The sequence below is a fragment of the Oryzomonas sagensis genome (assembly GCF_008802355.1).
Lineage (GTDB): Bacteria > Desulfobacterota > Desulfuromonadia > Geobacterales > Pseudopelobacteraceae > Oryzomonas > Oryzomonas sagensis.
On sequence record NZ_VZRA01000003.1, the window covers coordinates 174,399 to 192,577 of the forward strand.

The window sequence follows — 18,179 nt, forward strand, 5'->3', positions numbered from 1 at the left end:
AGCGCACTCACATTCCGGGAAGCTTCACAATGGAGAACCAGAACTCCTCGATGGATGTCACCACCTTGGTAAACTGTTCCAGGTCAACCGGTTTAGTGATGTAGCAGTTGGCGTGCAGGGCGTAGCTTTTGAGTATGTCCTGTTCGGCGCTGGAGGTTGTCAGGACCACTACCGGGATATGCTTCAGGTTATCGTCGCTCTTGATCCGCTCCAGTACCTCGCGTCCGTCCAGCCGGGGAAGGTTGAGGTCGAGCAGGATGATATCGGGGCGGGCTGCGGCACCATATTCCCCCCGGCGATACAGGAAGTCAAGGGCTTGGACACCGTCGTTGACGACGCTGATATTGTTACAGAGTTTTGCGTCTTTTAACACTTCCATTGTCAGTCTGACATCGGCGGGATTATCTTCAACTAACAGGATTTCCGCCGGTTTGAGGTAAGGTGGCGTCATGGTGTGGGCCTCCAACTGCGTCAAATGACGTAAAATGCTCGTCCTGCTTTATCTGGTCGGCAGGCTGAAAAAGAAGGTGGAGCCTTTATCCGGCTCCGATTCAAGCCAAATCTTTCCCCCGTGCAATTCCACAATTCGTTTACAAATTGCAAGACCAATGCCGGTGCCGGGATATTCGTCCCGATTGTGCAGCTTTTTGAAGAGTAGAAATATTTTTCCCTGGTATTCCGGGGCGATGCCGAAGCCGTTATCCTGCACCGAAATGATATGTCGATCTTCCGCGTTGCGGCAATCAATGGAGATCACAGGTGTTTCACGGGAGAATTTCAGTGCATTCTCCAGAAGGTTTCTCAGCAGCATGACCAGAAGCTGCCTGTCGCCAATGAGCTCCGGGAAAGGGGCATGGGTGACGACGGCACCGCGCCGGGCGATCGTCTCCTGTAGACCGGCCAGGGCGCTCGTTACGATCTCCGTACCGTCCAGAGGGACGCACCCGACCGGCTGCCGGCCGAGATTGAGGTAGGTCAGCAAGTCGTTGAACAGGTGCTTGAGGTGGGATACGTTAGCGACGATGATGGCTATGAATTCATCGGCCTCCCGGTCAAGTTTTCCCCTGTAGCGTTTTTCCAGGAGTTGCACGAACCCGCCAATGACCCGCAGAGGCTCCTGAAGGTCATGGTAGGCCAGCATGTTGAACTCCTTCAACTCGGCGTTGCTCTTTTCCAGCTCCTGCGCCTTGCGGGCCAACTCCTGCGCCGCCCGGCGGCTCTGGCTGATGTTCAGAATGAGCAGGGTTATGATCATGCCCAGGCTGGCCATGACAAAAATTGTCGTCCAGACCAGTCTGGTGTACCTCTCGTAGAATGACACGGGCTTGTTGACAAGGGTGCAGCCGTAGGGAAGCCGGGACATGGGGATATGGAAACGGGTGAGTTGGGTGTAGTCGAACATCACCCGTCCCGTTTGGCCGGTGTAGACCGGCAGCGTGGCGATGTCCCGTCCATTGAGCACCTTCAGGGCCATTTCTGCGGCTTGCGCCCCATGCAGTCGCCCACCCAACAGGCTCCCGCCGACGATGCCGTGGCCGATGCGCTCTTCATGGCCGCCGTACACCGGCACGGGAGATCGTTCCCCCAGAAGCTGCGCTATCTTGGTGTGGTCGAATACCCGCCCGTCCCGATCCCGACTGTAGGAGAGCGCCAGCACGAGGCTGCCCGTTGAAAGTGACGATAATTGTCGCAGCATGCCGTCGGTTGTCAGGTCGCCCATATAGCGGATCGCAACCGGACTCTTGAACCCCTTCAGATCCTCCTCCGCCTGCCTGCGGGTCGCCAGCCCGGTGGAGGTGTAATCATGGATAACGAAAATCTGCCGCGTTGCGGGGTGCACCTTGAGCATCAACTCCACGGTGCCCCTGACATCAAGCCGTTCGGCAACGCCGGTCACGTTGCGCTGCCCCTTGATCATCGCCGGTTCAAAGCCGTTGATCCCGCAGAAGACGATCGGGGTGCCGGGGAATATGGCGTCGCGGTATTTCAGGGCAAAGTCGAGGGCCGGATTATCCACGGCGATGATCAGGGGGATCGTCACGTTCCGGTATTTCTGGATAAACAGGTCCCTGATCTTGCCGAAATGTTCCATCTTCGGGAAATACTTGCAGTCCAGGTACTCCACGGTCGGTTCTATCTCCGGCCGCGCCCGGTGCAGGGTCTCGACGATGCCGATAAGTTCGTTGTCCGACCAGGTGTAGTAGGGGTGATAGGAGTTGAGGATCAGGATGCGCGTCTTTTGTCCCCCGGCATCGGCAGCGGCGTGGGCCGGACCGGCTATCGCCAGCGTCAGTACCACGAACAGGACGGCAAGGTGTGCCGTGTGCAGAAGCCTCATGCCGCATCCCCCATTTCGGAAAGGTCCTTTTTGATGGTGAACGAGAAGCAACTGCCCCGGCCCGGTTCTGACGTCACCCCAATACGGCCGCCGTGGCGTTCTATGATTTTTTTGCAGACGGCCAGCCCGATGCCGGTGCCGGAGTAGGCGTCCCTCCCATGCAGCCGCTGGAAGATCTCGAAGATTCGCTCGAAAAATTGGCCATCGATGCCGATGCCGTTGTCCGTGACGCAAAATTCCCATTCCGTGGGGCTCTCGGCGCAGGCAACATGGATACGGGGTGGCTCGTCGCCCCGGAATTTGATGGCGTTGCCGAGCAGGTTCTGGAACAGTTGCATGATCTGGGTTTCATCACCCGTTATGGCCGGGAGCGGGTCATGGGTGATTTCTGCGCCGCTTTCCTCGATACCTCTCTTCAGGTTCATCGTTGCGGCCCTAAGCGCGTCCTCGGCGGCAAAAACAACGAACGGGGCGCCCTGGGATTCGACGCGGGAATACTCCAAAAGGTCGTTGATGAGCCTTTGCATGCGCTGGGTTCCGTCGGTTATGAAGGCGATGAATTCCCCCGCGTCCTTGTCCAGCTTGCCTTGGTAGCGCCGGGCCAGAAGCTGTATGAAGCTGGTGATGGTGCGCAAGGGCTCCTGCAGGTCGTGGGAGGCGATGTAGGCAAAATGCTGGAGTTGATGGTTTGACTCCGCCAGTTTGTTCGTCAACTCCTTCTGGGCGATCTCGACCTGCTTGCGTCCGGTGATGTCCTTGACGAGCTCGATGCCGCCGATGATGTCGCCGGTCGAATTCCTGAGCGGCGAAGCCGTCACCAGCAGACACGTATCCCGGGCGTTTATCGTCAGGTTGCGTTCCACCGTATGCACTTGGCCGTCCTCGAACGTCTGCCTGACGGGGCAGTTGTCGCACACCCGGTGTCGCTGCTCGTAGGCCTCATAGCAGAAACGCCCGGACTGGTCGTCCATCCACCCTCTGCTGGTGCCGTTCTGATAGAGGATGCGATACTCCCGATCCTGGATGCTGATGCCGTCGCCGATGCTGGCAAGGATGGCATCGGTCTTGGCCCGCTCGTCGAGGGCCTGCCTGGTTGCCGCCTGGAGTTCCCGGACGAATGTGGCACGTTCCTCCTCGCGCGACGCCAGGGTCTTTGCCATGTCGTCGAAGGCCTGGGCAATCAGGCCGAACTCACCTTGGGAGTAGGGGATGCCGACCTGTACGTCCTGTCCGCCCTCAGCCAGCAGCAAAGATGAGCGTACCAAGCGCCCGGCCCGGTTGATGATGACGCGGTTGGCATAGGCAAACACCGCCACGGCCGCAAGAGCGACGGCGAACGTCAGAAACAGCAGGTTGCGGATGAGGATGCGGTTGGCGTCGGTGAGGATCGCTTCCTCGGGCACTTCCAGCCTGATGTGAAGATAGGGGGTCGGATCGCCGGCCAGTTGCAGGGAACGGTAGGCCATGATGCGGTACGATCCCCCGGAAGAGTGCAGGGTGATCTTCTCGTTACCCCGGGCAGCGCGCATGTCGTTGAAGATGCCCCGATCGTCCTTGGTGCCGATCCGGTAACGGGCATCGGCGCTGTGAAGCAGGATCGTGCCCGTGCCGTCGAGTAAAACCAGGGCGGAGCCGACCGGAAAGTGGGATTTGTCGAAGATTGCATTGACCCGTTCCAGGTTGATGGCCGCCTGGACCACGCCCAACAACTCTCCCCGGTCGCCGGTGACCGGCAGGGCAAAGTTGAAGGTCGGTTTGTTGACCGTGCGCCCGACGATGTACTCCCCGGCGGAAAAGGTCCGCCGGCGTACCGCATCGCGAAAGTATTTCCGGTCGCTTACGTTGAGCCCGGGGGGAGGGGGGACGACCGAGGCGACCGACTCGCCGGTGGGGCGAAAGAGTTGGAGGTTCAGGTAGCGGTTGTCGCTGCGCAGGATTTCCCGGAACAGTCCGTCGCAGGCCGATGCATCCATGTTGCGCACCTGGGGCAGCACGGCCAGGGTTGTCAGGAGTTGGCGCGTGCTGCTGACCGTATTGGTCATATCGCCGGCCAGCGCCCTGACGAGGGCGGAGCACCGGCTGTTGGCTTCGTTCAGGGAATTCCGTTTTTGTTCGAGACCGGTGTAGAGGATAATCGCCAGGGCGGGGGTGACCGCGAATGCGACCAACAGGATGAGGTGGGTGCGAATGGACCATCCGGAAAAAGCCTTCACCGTGCGGACTCCGGGGCTTTGAGCTGGGATGCCGTTGTACCGGCTGATTCTATGCACAATTTTGTTTTTTCACAAGTTAAACAGTTACCGAAGGTATCATATTTCTCTCTTTTTTCGAGTTGCGTATACGGCATAATTCCACTACCATGCGGAGAAAAACAGGGTGGGGTGGGCCGATGGCGCTCCATGACCCGTTTTTTTTCGCGGCCGGGCTGGAAACGCGCAGGTAACGAAACTGGGGGGTCGAGTCATGGATGAACAGCTTAAACAAACGCCGCTCTGCGGGCGGCATGAGGCGCTCAAGGCATTGATGGCCCCCTTCGGTGGCTGGAACATGCCGATCCAGTACGAAGGAATCATCGCCGAACACGCCTGGTGCCGCGCCAAGGCGTCGCTCTTCGATATCTGCCACATGGGGGAATTCCTCTTCGAAGGGGATTTTGCGGCCGGCGGTCTGGAGGATGTCTTCACCTTTTCCGTGGCAACGATCCCGGTCGGGCGTTCGCGCTACGGTTTCCTGCTCAACGAAAGCGGCGGCATCATCGACGACCTGATCGTCTTCCGCCTGGCACCAGACAAGGCCATGATCGTGGTCAATGCGGCCACGGCCCCCCGGGATTTCGCCGTCATCGGCGCCAGGCTGAAGGGGGGTGCCTTTACCGACATCTCGGCCGCAACCGGCAAGCTGGACATCCAGGGGCCGCTCTCCCGGGACGTCATGGCGGCGGCCTTCGGCGCGGGAATCGCCGCCATACCCTATTTCCGCTTCACCACCATGAACCTTTTTGGTGTGGAGGCCATCGTCAGTCGCACCGGCTATACCGGGGAACTCGGCTACGAGATCTTCATCCCCTCGGACAAGGTCGTCGAACTGTGGGATCAGCTGCTGCTGGACGAGCGGGTCAAACCGGCCGGGCTGGGGGCGCGGGACGTGTTGCGCCTTGAGGTGGGGTACTCGCTCTACGGCAGCGATATCGACGAGGCGACCACACCCTTGGAGGCCGGTCTGGAAGGGTTTGTGGACCTGTCCAAGAACTTTGTGGGCAAGGAGGCGTTGCTGCGCCAGAAGGAGCAGGGCGTAGCCCGCAGAAAGGTTGCCTTCGAGGTGAACAGCCGCCGTTCGCCGCGCCACCACTACGAACTCTGTTTCAGCGGCGAGGGGGTCGGCACGGTGACCAGCGGCGTGTTTTCACCCATGCTCGGCTGCGGCATCGGTCTGGGATTCGTCAGGCCGGACTTGGCCACAATCGGTACGCCGCTCACCATCATCCATGAACGGGTCAGTATGGAGGCCACGGTCTGCGAACTCCCCTTCTACCGCGGCGGGTCGCTCCGGTCTTAAAACACAATCTGCCTCTGTGGCAGATTTTACAGATTTTTTTATCTTAAAAGGAGGGTATACCGGCATGAGCATCTATTTCACCAAGGAACACGAATGGGTCAGGGTAAAAGAAGGGATCGGCGCGGTGGGCATCAGCGAACACGCCGCCCATGAACTGGGGGACATCACCTTTGTGGAGTTGCCCGCCATGGGCAAGGTGGTCAAACAGTTCGATATGCTGGGAGCCATCGAGTCGGTCAAGGCCGCCAGCGACATCTTCTCGCCGGTTTCCGGCAAGGTGGTCAAGATCAACGAAGCCCTGAACGACGCCCCGGAGATCGTCAACGAAAGCGCGGAAGACGCCGGTTGGCTGACCTGGATCGAGATTGCCGACGAGGCGGAACTGAAAAACCTGATGACCCGGGAGCAGTACGACGAGTATCTTAAAACCATTTAGGGGCGAATCCCGCCTTTGCCAGCAGGCTGTTGAAACACCCAGGTTGTTCAAAAATAGTCAGATCGTCGCACCCGCAGAAAGCCCTGCGGAGGCGTAGCAGCGCTACGCCGCACAAGGGGGCTTTCGAGGATGGCGGCGAGATGGCTGTTTTTCAACAACCTCTCAGGAGAGTCCGCATGAATGACAGTCATTACTGCCCCCATACGCCGGAAGAGATCAGGGAGATGCTCTCGGTTGTCGGCGCCTCCAGCGTCGAGGAGTTGTTTGCTCCGATCCCGCCCGAATTGCGGGCCAAGACCTTCAATATCCCCCCCGGCATGTCCGAGTTCGAGACCTTTGCCCGGATGCAGGCCATTGCCGCCGACAACGGCGCCGCCATGGTCAATTTCATCGGGGGCGGTTTTTACGACCATATCATTCCCGCCGTGGTCGATCACCTCTCCGGCCGGGCCGAGTTCTACACCGCCTATACCCCCTACCAGCCGGAGTGTTCCCAGGGGACCCTGCAGGCCCTGTTCGAATACCAGACCGCCATCTGCCGCCTGACCGGTCTGGAGGTGTCCAACGCCTCGCTCTACGATGGTGCCACGGCCTGCGCCGAGGCGGCCATGATGGCCCTGCGGGCGACCGGCCGCACCCGGATCGTGGTGGACGGCTGCGTCAGTCCCTTCTCCCGGCAGGTGCTCAAGACCTACCTCTACAATCAGGCGGTGGAGGTCGTGGAGATCGCTCCCCTGGACGGCCTGCTGAACCGCGCCGCCCTGGCCGCCTGCCTGGATGAGCACGTTGCGGCGGTACTGGTGCAGAACCCCAACTTTTTCGGCTGCATCGAGGATCTGAGCCCCCTGGCGGAACAGGTGCATGCCGCCGGCGCCCTGCTGGTGGCTTCCGTGTATCCGGTTTCCCTGGGCCTCATAACGCCCCCGGGCGACATGGGGGCTGATATCGCCGTGGGGGACGGCCAGAGTCTGGGCAACCCGCTCTCCTTCGGCGGCCCCTCCTTCGGCTTCATCGCCGCAAAAAAGGCCTATATCCGCAACATGCCGGGGCGTATCGTCGGCGAAACCGTGGACAAGAACGGCAAACGCGGTTTCGTCTTGACCCTCCAGGCACGGGAACAGCACATCAAGCGCCACAAGGCCACCTCCAACATCTGTAGCAACCAGGGGCTGTGCGCCCTGCGCGGCCTGATCTTCCTCTCGGCCGTGGGGAGGGAAGGGGTGGCGGAGTTGGCCCGCCTCAACCGCGACAAGGCCGAATACACCAAGGCCCGCTTGGCCGGAATTCCCGGTGTGACCGTAGTGCAATCGGCGCCGACCTTCAACGAGTTCACGGTGTTCCTGCCCAAGCCGGCCGCACCGGTCGTGGCGGAACTGCTCAAGCAGGGTATCGCCCCCGGCGTGCCGCTGGGGGATTACTACGAGGATTCGGCCAACGCCCTGGTGGTGACGGTCACCGAGAAGCGAACGAAGAAAGAGATCGACCGGCTGGCCGAGGCGCTGCGGGCCGAGTTGTAACCTGAATCCGTGACGCCTCCATGCCGCTAGTCCGGAAGGCCTCTGCCTTTGCGTTTGAGCAGTCTTCGGCCATTAGGCGGCGGACCAGCTTGGTGAGTGGGCTGTCACGACACGGCAGCGAGCGGGCTCCGGCTCTTCCGGCCATTGCGGCATTCCGGCATCACGGATTCAGGTTGTAATGCGGGCATATCTGATCTTGGAGAGACTATCGTATGGAACTTATCTATGAAAAATCCGTTCCCGGCCGCAGGGGCGTGAAGCTGCCAGCCTCGGACGTGCCTCCCGCCCCTCCTCTGCCGGATGGTCTGCTGCGCGCGGAACCGGCCGGCTTGGCCGAGGTATCCGAACTGGATCTGGTGCGGCACTTCACCAACCTGTCCCGGCTGAACTTCTCGGTGGACACCAACTTCTACCCACTGGGCTCCTGCACCATGAAGTACAACGCCAAGGTGCTGGAGAACGCCGCGGCCCTGTTCGCCCCCTTCCATCCCATGACGGCGCTTCTGCCGGGGGGCGGGGAGTACTGCCAGGGGAACCTGGGGATGCTCTACGACCTGGGGCAGATGCTGGCCGACATCACCGGCATGGACGAGGTCACCACCCAGCCCTTGGCGGGCGCCCACGGCGAGATGACCGGCATCCTGCTGATCTCAGCCTACCATCGCGCCAAGGGGAACAGGAAAAAATACGTCGTGGTCCCCGACTCGTCCCACGGCACCAACCCGGCTTCGGCCACCATCGCCGGCTACGAGATCGTCACCGTGCCGACCGCGCCCTACGGCGACATGGACCTGGAACTGTTCAGGCAGGCCATGAGCGACGAGGTGGCGGCGGTGATGATGACCTGCCCCAACACCCTGGGGTTGTTCAACCCGCATATCAAGGAGATCTGCGACATCGCCCATTCGTTCGGCGCCCTGATGTACTACGACGGCGCCAACCTGAACGCCATCATGGGTAAGGTCAAACCGGGGGACGTGGGTTTCGACGTGGTGCACGTCAACCTGCACAAGACCTTCGGAACGCCCCACGGAGGAGGCGGTCCCGGTGCCGGTCCGGTGGGGGTCAAGAAGGCCCTGATCCCGTTCCTGCCCCAGCCGCGCATCGACATGGACGACGAGGGGACCTTTGTGCTCCAGACCTCCCGGCCCGATTCCATCGGCCGCGCGGCCAATTTTTTCGGCAACTTCGGCATCATGGTCAGGGCCTATGCCTACATCATCATGCTGGGGCGCGAGGGGTTGATCCAGGTGTCCGAGCAGGCGGTGCTCAACGCCAACTACATTAAGGAACGCCTGAAGCCCTACTACGATCTCCCCTACGACCAGACCTGCATGCACGAGTGCGTCTTCTCGGCCTCCCGGCAACTGGCCCACGGCGTGCACGCCATCGATATCGCCAAGTTCCTGATCGACCGGGGGTATCACCCTCCCACGGTCTACTTCCCGCTCATCGTCAAGGAAGCGATCATGATCGAGCCGACCGAGACCGAGAGCAAGGCAGCCATGGACGCCTTTATCGACGTGATGATCGAGGCCGCCCGGACCGCCGAAAGCGACCCCCGGGCGCTGTTGGACGCGCCGCTGACCATGCCGGTCTCGCGGCTGGACGAGACCAAGGCGGCCAGGGAGCAGCATGTCTGCTGCCTGGGGTGATCGGGAAGGGAATGTCCACAGATGACTGATACCGCGTCAACCTGGCGCCTCATCGAGGACGGACCGCGCACCGGAGCGGAGAACATGGCCATCGACGAGGCGCTGTTGTGTTCCTTTGACCCGGTTCGGTCCCACCCGGTGCTGCGACTGTACGGCTGGCAGCCGCCGGCCCTCTCCCTGGGGCGTTTCCAGAAAGCGGCGGAAGTGCTGGACCTGGAACGCTGCCGGGCCGGTGGGGTGCCCATCGTGCGCCGCATCACCGGCGGCGGGACGATCTACCACGCCGACGAGGTGACCTATGCCTTGGTTTGTTCGCCGGACCAGATCCCGCCCGCCTCGTCCATCAAGGATTCATTCCGTATACTGACCGGTTTTCTGATTGCCCTGTACCGGGACCTGGGACTTGAGGTATCATATGCCCTGGACGCCGTCTCCCCGGATGTGCGTCTGGGAGAACGGACCCCCTTCTGTTTTGCGGGCAAGGAGAGTTTCGACATCCTGGTGCGGGGGAAAAAGATCGGCGGCAATGCCCAGCGCCGGCAGAAGGGGATCATCTTTCAGCACGGTTCGCTACCGCTGGTGAACCGGGCCACTCTGGGACTCTCGTTCATGAAGGATCGGGCGCCCGGCCTGGCGGAGGACGCCGTCAGTCTGGAACAGTGCGGCATCCCCCCGGAGTACGACGTGGTGCGGCACAAGTTGATCGAGGCCTTTCAAAGGAACTTCACCGTGGAGCTTTCGCCCCAGCCGCTCACGGAACAGGAACGCTCTCTGGCCGGGGAGTTGCTGGTGGGGCGGTACGGTACGGATCGCTGGAACCTGGAAGGGGGGGATGCGTGAAGATGGCGAGGAAACCGGAGTGGCTGCAAAAACGCGTTAATCCAGGGGAACAGGCCGGGATGCGGGCGCTCTTGGGGGAGCTGCACCTGAACACGGTCTGCCAGCAGGCGCTTTGCCCCAATATCTCCGAATGTTTCCGCTGCGGCCAGGCCACGTTCCTGATCCTGGGGAAACACTGTACCCGGCACTGCTCCTTCTGCAACGTGGACAAATCGCCGCCTGAGCCGGTGGATAGCGGGGAACCGGCCAGGGTGGCCGGTGCGGTTGCCCGGCTGGGGCTGAGCCATGTGGTGATCACCAGTCCGACCCGGGATGATCTGCCGGACGGCGGGGCAGCCCTGTACGCTGCAACTGTGGTTGCCATCCGCGCCGCATCGCCCGTAACGCGCATCGAACCGCTCATCCCCGATTTCCAGGGTGACCGCCAGAGCCTGGCAACCGTCATGGCCGCGGAGCCGGATATTATCGCCCACAACGTGGAGACGGCGCCGCGGTTGTATCACATCCGCAGCGGTGCCGACTATGGCCGCTCCCTGGATCTGCTCCGCACCTGCCGGGAATTGGCGCCGGAAACCCCGGCCAAGTCGGGCATCATGCTGGGGATGGGGGAGACGCGGGACGAGGTGGTGCAGGTGTTGGGCGACCTGCGGGGTGCGGGGTGCGGCTATCTCAGCATCGGCCAGTACCTGGCCCCCAGCCGCAACCATTACCCGGTGCAGGAGTATGTCCGGCCCGAGGTCTTCGACGAGTTGCGGGAAAACGCCCTGGGCATGGGATTCAGCCATGTGGAGAGCGGCCCCTACGTGCGCAGTTCCTACCATGCAGGACAGTATCTGGCGGATATCCCCGGCGCATGCCACAAGGAGACAACATAGATGCAGCCCCAAATACTTCTGGCCGTTGCCGACGAAGAACGGCGCCTCATATATGAAACGTTTATCAAAAATGAGCGGGTAATCTGCCATACGGTGGCATCTCTGCGCGATGTGGCGAATCAGGCCGCCCGGCAGCCCTATAACGCCATCTTTCTCGACATGCCGCTGATGGTAAAGGCGTCCCGGTACGAAAAGAGCCTGGTGGAGGATGCCCTGCATGCCATGCCCAATGCTCGCCTCAACATCACCGCCAAAACCCAAAAGATTCGCATGCTGATCTCATGGGACGATCAGGATGGGGCTTGTACCCCCGAGGAGCACCTTCGATACTGCTGCGAACAACCCCCGAAGGTCGCTCCCATTTGCAACAGGGTGCCGCTTAATCTGAATGCCGTGTTGTCATGCTCCCCGGATATGACGGATGCCGAACGTACGGTCTGTATCGACTTTTCGGCGGGCGGTTGCTTCCTGTTCTGCGTCAACGACGAGATTGCCCTGCAATCGACCGTATGGATACGACTCGTTGCCCTGAGCGACCCGACGCCTATTGCGTCCACCATCTGCTGGAAACGGGAGTGGGGGATGACCAGCGAGATTCCCGGTGTCGGCGCTCGCTTCGATGTGATGACCCCGCAGCAGCAGGCGGAAATCCTCTCGCTCTGCCGGGGCAAGCTGAAAAAATGATCGCGGCCGTACGCCGTATGGCCGCTCGCCGGTACGGCACGGTGCGACCGATATCACTTGCGCCCGATAGCGGTTTCGTATAGGCTTTATCCATGCGTTTATTGGAGACATATGCTATCCACAGGAAATGTCTGCTGCCGCTTGTCATGGTGGCCGCGGTTTTCTTTATTCTCCAGGGGATAAGCGTACCCCACCTTGCCAATCCACGGGAACCGAAGCTCTCAAGCCCGCAAAAAGTCAAGCCATCAGCCCACCTTGTTGTCAAAAATCTGCTGCAATCCTCCCACGGCAAGCTTGCAAAAAGCGCCCAGGTGCTGGATCTTTCCGGCACGGTCTCCCGGCTGGGAAATCGTGTCGCCCACATTTCGTCTTACCCCTGTGACCCCCATGCTCTCATCTCGGCCGCAGTCCCGGCCGTCCCAGCCAGGGCACCGCCCGCGTAACTGCTCCGTCTCCCTGCACTATCCTTAGTTTACCATCGCAAGCCGTATGGCGTCGGGAGAGGTCTCTCCGCGAACGGTTTCTGCGTGCCCCTGTCGGCAGGACAACGTCCTGCGCCGGCCATCGTCTGCTTTCGTGCCGTCTGCGGAACGTCCTGTCGCTTTCCAATCTCAAAAAACACGCTTCCAGGAGGAAACGGTGCAACTTATCAATAAAACCGCGGTCGATTTTATCGGCAAGAGAAACATCACCTTCATCGTATCGGGTATCATCGTTATTATAGGCTTGATCGGCATTGTCCAGATCGCCAGAAACGCCGCCAATATGGGCATCGACTTTTCCGGGGGGACATCGGTGCAGCTCAATTTCACCCAGCCGGTCCCTCTGGAAAAGGCCCGTGACCTCCTTGCCCGGAACAACCTCGGCGAGGCCAACCTGCAGGAAATCCAGGAGGGGAACAAGCTCCTTGTCAAGGTCGGAAAAGCCAGCCTGATGGCCGGGAACAACGTCGATACCATCAAGGAAGTCTTCAAAAAAGGGTTCCCGGGGAACGATTTCGTGGTGGAGAGCTCCACGGAGATAGGTCCTTCCATCGGCGACAAGCTCAAGAAGGATACCCTGATAGCGGTGGGAGTGTCCATGCTCGGCATCATCTTGTACATAGCCTGGCGTTTTGATTTCAAGTTCGGCTTTGGCGCCGTCGTCTCCACACTCCATGATGTGCTGGCGATGGTTGCCCTGTTTTACGTCTTGGACAAGGAGATCAACCTTCTGTTCATTACCGCGGTCCTGACGATTGCAGGGTACTCTCTAACCGATACGGTGGTGGTGTTCGACCGGATCAGGGAAAATCTCAACAGGAATCTGTCCGGGTCCATGGAGAGCATATTCAACAGAAGCATCAACGAAGTCCTGTCCCGGACCGTGATCACCTCGTTGACCACGTTTCTGGCGGCACTGTCGCTGTTTCTTTTCGGCGGGGAGGTAATCCACGATTTTGCCCTCGCCCTGGTAAGCGGCGTCGTCATCGCAACCTACTCATCCATATTTATCGCAAGCCCCATAGTGCTGGAACTGGAACGCAGGTCGGGAAGGTCCGGGCAACAAGAGGCACAGTTCCAGGAATCGTGAAATACTTTTCCAGCAGGAGAATCATCATGGCCAAACATTGGGAAGGGCTCTCCCCGTGGCGTCCGGATATAGCCATAGACCTGGGTACTGCAACGACCCGTGTCGTCAGCAAGGGGCATGGGGTTATAACCCATGCTTCCATGGCTGGAAACGTCCCGGCATTGTCGTGCGGCGTCGTGGCGAATCCGGATGCCGTGGTGGCGCTTCTTGAACCGCTCATTTCAAAAATGAGGATATTCGGCATGATCCGTCCACGCGCCGTGGCGTGCGCCCCTACCGATGCGAACGCCGATGAGCGCAATGCTCTTATCGAGGGGGTTTCCCGGGGCGGCGCATGCGCTGTCGTCGTTGTCCCGGAACCCCTCGCCGCAGCCGTCGGTGCAGGGGTCGATATCGTATCGCCCTATGCCCGGATGGTCGTCGATATCGGCGAGGGGGTAACGGACTGCGCCGTCATCACGTCCGGTAAGGTCGTGGACACGGCAGCCCTGCGCGGAGGGTGCTGTGCGCTACGGAACGCGGTCCGGGAGGGGATGCTCAGGATGCGGAACATGCGGATATCCACCCGTCAGGCTGAGTCGCTGGTTCGCGCGGCGCTCCGCGGTTCGGCTGCTGTTCCCGTGCCGACACGGGATGCGCGGGGAGGCGATGGTCCTGCGCTGCCGCAGATCGGTCTCGTTGAGGCGCGGGAGGCCTGCGATCCGGCGGTGAAAGCGATCCTGGGCTTGATAACGGAATTTCTCCGGGAGGTGCCGCACGCAACGGGAAGCGAGATTATCGAAAACGGCATCACCCTGACGGGAGGAGGCGCCCTGCTGGCCGGCATGCGGGAAAGGATTCAGGCGGCAACCGGCATTACGGTCATGCCGGTTGCCAACCCGCTTGAAGCGGTCGTACGGGGGGCGTACGCCATGCTGCCGATCGTGGCGATGCTCAATATGTGGAAGCAGTGAGCCCAAGCCCGCTGCGCAAACGGGATCTGCTCCTGGTCGAAAAAATGTAGTTATCCACGGATACCGATCCGGAAAATTGTGTTAGACTTGCCAGATGCCGTTCCCCTCGCAATCTCCTGGTAACGAAAGCCGCGTTATGCTCAAACTGATTCGATTGGTATGCGGGGTCGGGCTCTCCCTGTTCATCCTCTGGTTCGCCATGAACAATTATCGCGATGCGCGCCCCATCGCGGAGGATAATCTTTTCGGGCTGGCCCATTCGCTTCATGCGGCCATTGAAAACAGTGTGGTTCACGACCCATCCCTCCAATCCCTGGCGACGTTCCATGCCCAGGATTTAGCCTATTTCGCTCTTGTCGACAGGGAGGGCGTTTACCGATTCCACTCCAACCAGGAGTTGATAGGCACCCGGTTGCAAAACAGCGATACGTTGCGGCGGTTGTTTGCCGAAACCATGTCGGGAACCCGCGTGAAGCTCGCAACGGGTGAAACCGCGTACGAGTTGTACGGCCACATCCATACGCCCCGTGAGACCCTGGGGCTGCGTCTGGTGCTCCACACCTACCGGGCGGACGCGGTCATCAGGCATGCCCGACTGACCATGGCCGTACTGTTCGCCCTGGTAGCGGTCGGGTGGTTCCTGACCTTTGTCATCTATCGCTATTCCCTGCGGGAAGAGCTGCACCGGCAGGAAATGGCGCAGCGCGAAAGCCTGGCCCAAATGGGGGAAATGGGCGCCATGCTGGCCCATGAGATCCGCAACCCCCTGGCAGGGATCAAAGGGTTTGCCCAGCTCATTGAAAAAAGGCCCGACGACCCCCGGACAAAGGAATCCGCCCACCGGATCGTGGCGGAGGCCCGGCGCCTCGAGTCCCTGGTGACGGACCTGCTCGCCTTTGCCAGGAACGACGGGGGTGAGGCGGAGCCTTGTGCCCTTGCCCAACTTGTCGAACATTGCGTCGATCTGGTACGGCCAGAAGCCGAACAGGCCCGGGTCGTCCTCGTCGTGGACTGCCCCCACGATCTGGTGGTAACCGGCAAGCGGGACCGGCTCGGACAGGTGCTGCTCAATATCGTCAAAAACGGCGTGCAGGCGATGCCCGACGGGGGAGAGCTTCGCGTAACGGCGCACGCGGCCGGCCCCCAGGCAATCGTCACCATCAGCGACACCGGGCACGGCATCAGCCCGGAAAACCTTGCCAGGATATTCACACCCTTTTTTACCACCAAGGCCAGGGGCACGGGGTTGGGGCTGGCGCTCAGCAAGAAGATCATCGAAGAACACCACGGTTCGATTGCACTTGAAAGTTCAGGCCGCGGGACGGCGGTAACCATAACGCTGCCAGGGGCACGGGTAGGGGAGAAGTCATGAAAGGGCGTATTCTGCTGGTCGAGGACGATGAAACCTTCAGGAGTTTTTTGCAGACCGTTCTGGAGGACGAGGGGCATGATGTGCTCACCGCCGGCGACGGACTGTCCGGGGCCCGGTTGATAAAGGGCAAGCAGTTCGACCTGGTTATCTCGGATCTGAAGATGCCCGGCAAAAGCGGTCTTGAGCTGTTCCGGGACACCATACAGGATGCCAACCCTCCCCGGTTTATCTTTCTGACCGCGTTCGGAACGGTGGAGGAGGCGGTCGGCGCCATGAAGGATGGGGCCTTCGATTTTCTCACCAAACCGCTGGAAGACCCGGATACCCTGTTGAGGATTGTGGACCGGGCGCTTGAAGGCCTGCAACACTCGCGGGACTACCGTGCGCTCAAGGAATCCGAAACGGTTGGGTTACCGCCGGAAGAGCTCATCTTTGCGGGATCGGCCATGCAGTCGATACAAAAACTGGTCCACAACGTGGCAGGCACCACGGCCAATGTGCTTCTCTACGGCGAAAGCGGCACCGGCAAGGAGTTGGTGGCCAGGACCATCCATCTGCTCAGCCCCCGGAGCAACGGCGGGCTCGTCCCGCTCAACTGTGCGGCCATCCCGGAAAACCTGCTGGAGAGTGAGCTTTTCGGCCACGAAAAGGGGGCCTTTACGGGGGCTATCCAGGCCCGACTGGGCAAGTTCGAATTGGCCAAGGGGGGGACCATTTTTCTGGACGAAATCGGTGAAATGCCGGTGGCCCTCCAGGCCAAGCTGCTGCGGGTCCTTCAGGAACGGGTGTTCGAACGGGTCGGGGGCGGCAAGGAGATCAAGGCCGATGTGCGGGTGATTGCGGCAACCAACCGCGACCTTGCGGAAGAGGTCGCGGAGAAGCGTTTCCGCGAGGATCTCTTCTACCGTCTCAACGTCTTCCCGGTCAACCTGCCGCCGCTCCGGGAACGGCGGGATATCATCCCGTTGCTGACCGAGTACTTTATCCAGCGCTTCTGCCGTCAGGTCGGCAAGAAGCTCAAGGGCATCGAACCGGAGGCGCTCAAGGCCATGAAGGCGTATGCCTGGCCGGGCAATATCCGCGAGTTGCAGAACGTCGTGGAGCGGGCCGTCATCCTTGCCCAGGATATGGTCCGGGCTGCCAATCTCCCCGATGCTCTGGCGCGTTCACCGGAGCCGGTCGCTATTACCGGCAAGGACAAGCTGAGAATGGTGGAGCGCGATCTGATCGTCAAAGCCCTGGAACAGCATGGCGGCAACCGCCGTCTGGCTGCCGAGGAGCTACGGGTGTCGCGCCGGACCCTTCAATACAAGCTGAAGGAGTTTGGCCTGCTCGACGAAGACTAGTGTTGTGCAACATTCTTCTCACATGGTGCAATTGTCTGCACATTTTATCCTTATTTGACTTTTATGAATAAACAATAAAATTAATGATATCGCGGTATTGCTAAAGTTTTTCGTTTTGGCATACACCGTGGAATATACCTGGACAGAATCATCATATTCCACGGAGGTATCCACAAATGAAAAGGATCGGAACAATCTCAACAGTGGCGGCAAGCGCCGCTCTCATACTTGCCGTCCAGGCATTCGCTTTCGGCGGCGGGATGGGGGGCGGCCAAATGGGGGGAAGCATGGGCGGGGGGCATCAGATGTCTTCCGGCATGCAGGGGGCCGGTGGCGCGGGCATGCATCAGGGGGCGATGAATGGCACGGGGCCGCAGCATATGGCCATGAATGGAACAGGGGCTCAGGGCGGCGCCACCATGCCGTCCGGGCAGATAGGCGGGAGCGGCAACGGTATGACCGCCACGAAACCGCCCGCAGCCACAACCACCAAATAGCACGAATCGGGAGTAGTCCAGTATGACCAAAGACCGTTTTTTTTCCATCGCGACGTTGGCAATCGTTTTGAATGGCCTGCTGATCGGCTCCGCGTTTGCCGGCTTCGGCTTCGGCAGCGATGCCGTTGGGAAGAGCGGTCTGGACTTCGCCAAGGGGTACGATGTGAACACGGTGACGACCGTAACGGGTCGCGTGGTATCTTCTCCCCAGACCGGAGAAAAAGAGCACATTTTTGTGGACGTAAAGGCCGGTGGGGAGACCATCAGCCTCAATCTTGGGCCCAAGTCGTTCTGGGAGAAAAAGGAAATTCCGCTCCATCCCAACGACGATATCAGCGCCAAGGGCTCCAAGGCCCAGGGTAAGGATGGGAAAACTTATCTGATGGTGCAGAAGCTCACAAACAAGACCACCGGCTCTCAAGCAGCATTGCGAAATGATCAAGGGAGGGCCGCCTGGTCCGGGTGGAATTCGGGCGGCATGATGCAGGGCGGTGGCATGATGCGCGGCGGTGGCGGGATGATGAGACGCTGAAGTTTGC

At 60.4% G+C, this 18,179-nt stretch carries 16 protein-coding genes; 13 read left to right on the forward strand and 3 right to left on the reverse strand.

Annotated features, from left to right (window positions below; all coding sequences use genetic code 11):
- Positions 1-7 precede the first annotated feature (7 nt).
- Genes F6V30_RS11630 through F6V30_RS11640 form a run of 3 tightly spaced genes read right to left on the reverse strand, consistent with a single transcriptional unit; the run spans position 8 to position 4,551 of the window.
- Positions 8-451, reverse strand: a complete 444-nt coding sequence (locus tag F6V30_RS11630) for a response regulator (RefSeq protein ID WP_151157124.1) — start codon at positions 449-451, stop codon at positions 8-10.
- Between the two features lie 48 nt (positions 452-499).
- Positions 500-2,338: a sensor histidine kinase gene (locus F6V30_RS11635; protein ID WP_151157125.1), complete on the reverse strand. Its 1,839-nt coding sequence runs from the start codon at positions 2,336-2,338 to the stop codon at positions 500-502.
- On the reverse strand, positions 2,335-4,551 hold the full coding sequence (locus F6V30_RS11640) for a sensor histidine kinase (RefSeq protein ID WP_151157126.1): 2,217 nt from the start codon (positions 4,549-4,551) through the stop codon (positions 2,335-2,337). Before F6V30_RS11640 ends, F6V30_RS11635 begins: the two co-directional genes overlap by 4 nt.
- A gap of 250 nt (positions 4,552-4,801) precedes the next feature.
- On the opposite strand from F6V30_RS11640, the gene gcvT reads away from it, so the two are divergent.
- The 13 genes from gcvT to F6V30_RS11705 all read left to right on the forward strand — a co-directional run bounded on the left by gcvT (position 4,802) and on the right by F6V30_RS11705 (position 18,172).
- The gene (gcvT, locus tag F6V30_RS11645; RefSeq protein WP_151157127.1) at positions 4,802-5,893 is read left to right on the forward strand and encodes a glycine cleavage system aminomethyltransferase GcvT; all 1,092 of its coding nucleotides are present in this window, start codon (positions 4,802-4,804) and stop codon (positions 5,891-5,893) included.
- 64 nt (positions 5,894-5,957) lie between these two features.
- Positions 5,958-6,329 (forward strand): glycine cleavage system protein GcvH, encoded by a 372-nt coding sequence (gene gcvH / locus F6V30_RS11650; RefSeq protein WP_151157128.1) that lies wholly within the window; start codon positions 5,958-5,960, stop codon positions 6,327-6,329.
- Between the two features lie 176 nt (positions 6,330-6,505).
- Complete coding sequence (gene gcvPA / locus F6V30_RS11655; RefSeq protein WP_151157129.1) at positions 6,506-7,846, forward strand: aminomethyl-transferring glycine dehydrogenase subunit GcvPA; 1,341 nt, start codon at positions 6,506-6,508, stop codon at positions 7,844-7,846.
- 212 nt (positions 7,847-8,058) lie between these two features.
- Complete coding sequence (gcvPB, locus tag F6V30_RS11660; RefSeq protein WP_151157130.1) at positions 8,059-9,501, forward strand: aminomethyl-transferring glycine dehydrogenase subunit GcvPB; 1,443 nt, start codon at positions 8,059-8,061, stop codon at positions 9,499-9,501.
- Positions 9,502-9,522: 21 nt separating this feature from the next.
- On the forward strand, positions 9,523-10,341 hold the full coding sequence (locus F6V30_RS11665) for a lipoate--protein ligase family protein (RefSeq protein ID WP_151157131.1): 819 nt from the start codon (positions 9,523-9,525) through the stop codon (positions 10,339-10,341).
- Positions 10,338-11,216, forward strand: a complete 879-nt coding sequence (gene lipA, locus F6V30_RS11670) for a lipoyl synthase (RefSeq protein ID WP_151157132.1) — start codon at positions 10,338-10,340, stop codon at positions 11,214-11,216. The genes F6V30_RS11665 and lipA overlap by 4 nt, the downstream gene beginning before the upstream one ends.
- The gene (locus F6V30_RS11675; RefSeq protein ID WP_151157133.1) at positions 11,217-11,900 is read left to right on the forward strand and encodes a PilZ domain-containing protein; all 684 of its coding nucleotides are present in this window, start codon (positions 11,217-11,219) and stop codon (positions 11,898-11,900) included. It abuts the gene before it with no gap.
- A gap of 639 nt (positions 11,901-12,539) precedes the next feature.
- On the forward strand, positions 12,540-13,472 hold the full coding sequence (gene secF, locus F6V30_RS11680; RefSeq protein WP_151157134.1) for a protein translocase subunit SecF: 933 nt from the start codon (positions 12,540-12,542) through the stop codon (positions 13,470-13,472).
- A 26-nt stretch (positions 13,473-13,498) separates the two neighbouring features.
- Positions 13,499-14,425, forward strand: coding sequence for a rod shape-determining protein (locus tag F6V30_RS11685; RefSeq protein WP_151157135.1), 927 nt, complete (start codon positions 13,499-13,501; stop codon positions 14,423-14,425).
- A 136-nt stretch (positions 14,426-14,561) separates the two neighbouring features.
- Positions 14,562-15,797: a two-component system sensor histidine kinase NtrB gene (locus F6V30_RS11690; RefSeq protein ID WP_151157136.1), complete on the forward strand. Its 1,236-nt coding sequence runs from the start codon at positions 14,562-14,564 to the stop codon at positions 15,795-15,797.
- Complete coding sequence (locus tag F6V30_RS11695) at positions 15,794-17,143, forward strand: sigma-54-dependent transcriptional regulator (protein ID WP_151157137.1); 1,350 nt, start codon at positions 15,794-15,796, stop codon at positions 17,141-17,143. The genes F6V30_RS11690 and F6V30_RS11695 overlap by 4 nt, the downstream gene beginning before the upstream one ends.
- 176 nt (positions 17,144-17,319) lie before the next feature.
- On the forward strand, positions 17,320-17,640 hold the full coding sequence (locus tag F6V30_RS11700) for a hypothetical protein (protein WP_151157138.1): 321 nt from the start codon (positions 17,320-17,322) through the stop codon (positions 17,638-17,640).
- A 22-nt stretch (positions 17,641-17,662) separates the two neighbouring features.
- Positions 17,663-18,172 carry a MamS/MamX family magnetosome protein gene (locus F6V30_RS11705; RefSeq protein WP_151157139.1) on the forward strand — a complete coding sequence of 170 codons (510 nt, stop codon included), beginning with the start codon at positions 17,663-17,665 and terminating at the stop codon, positions 18,170-18,172.
- Positions 18,173-18,179 lie beyond the last annotated feature (7 nt).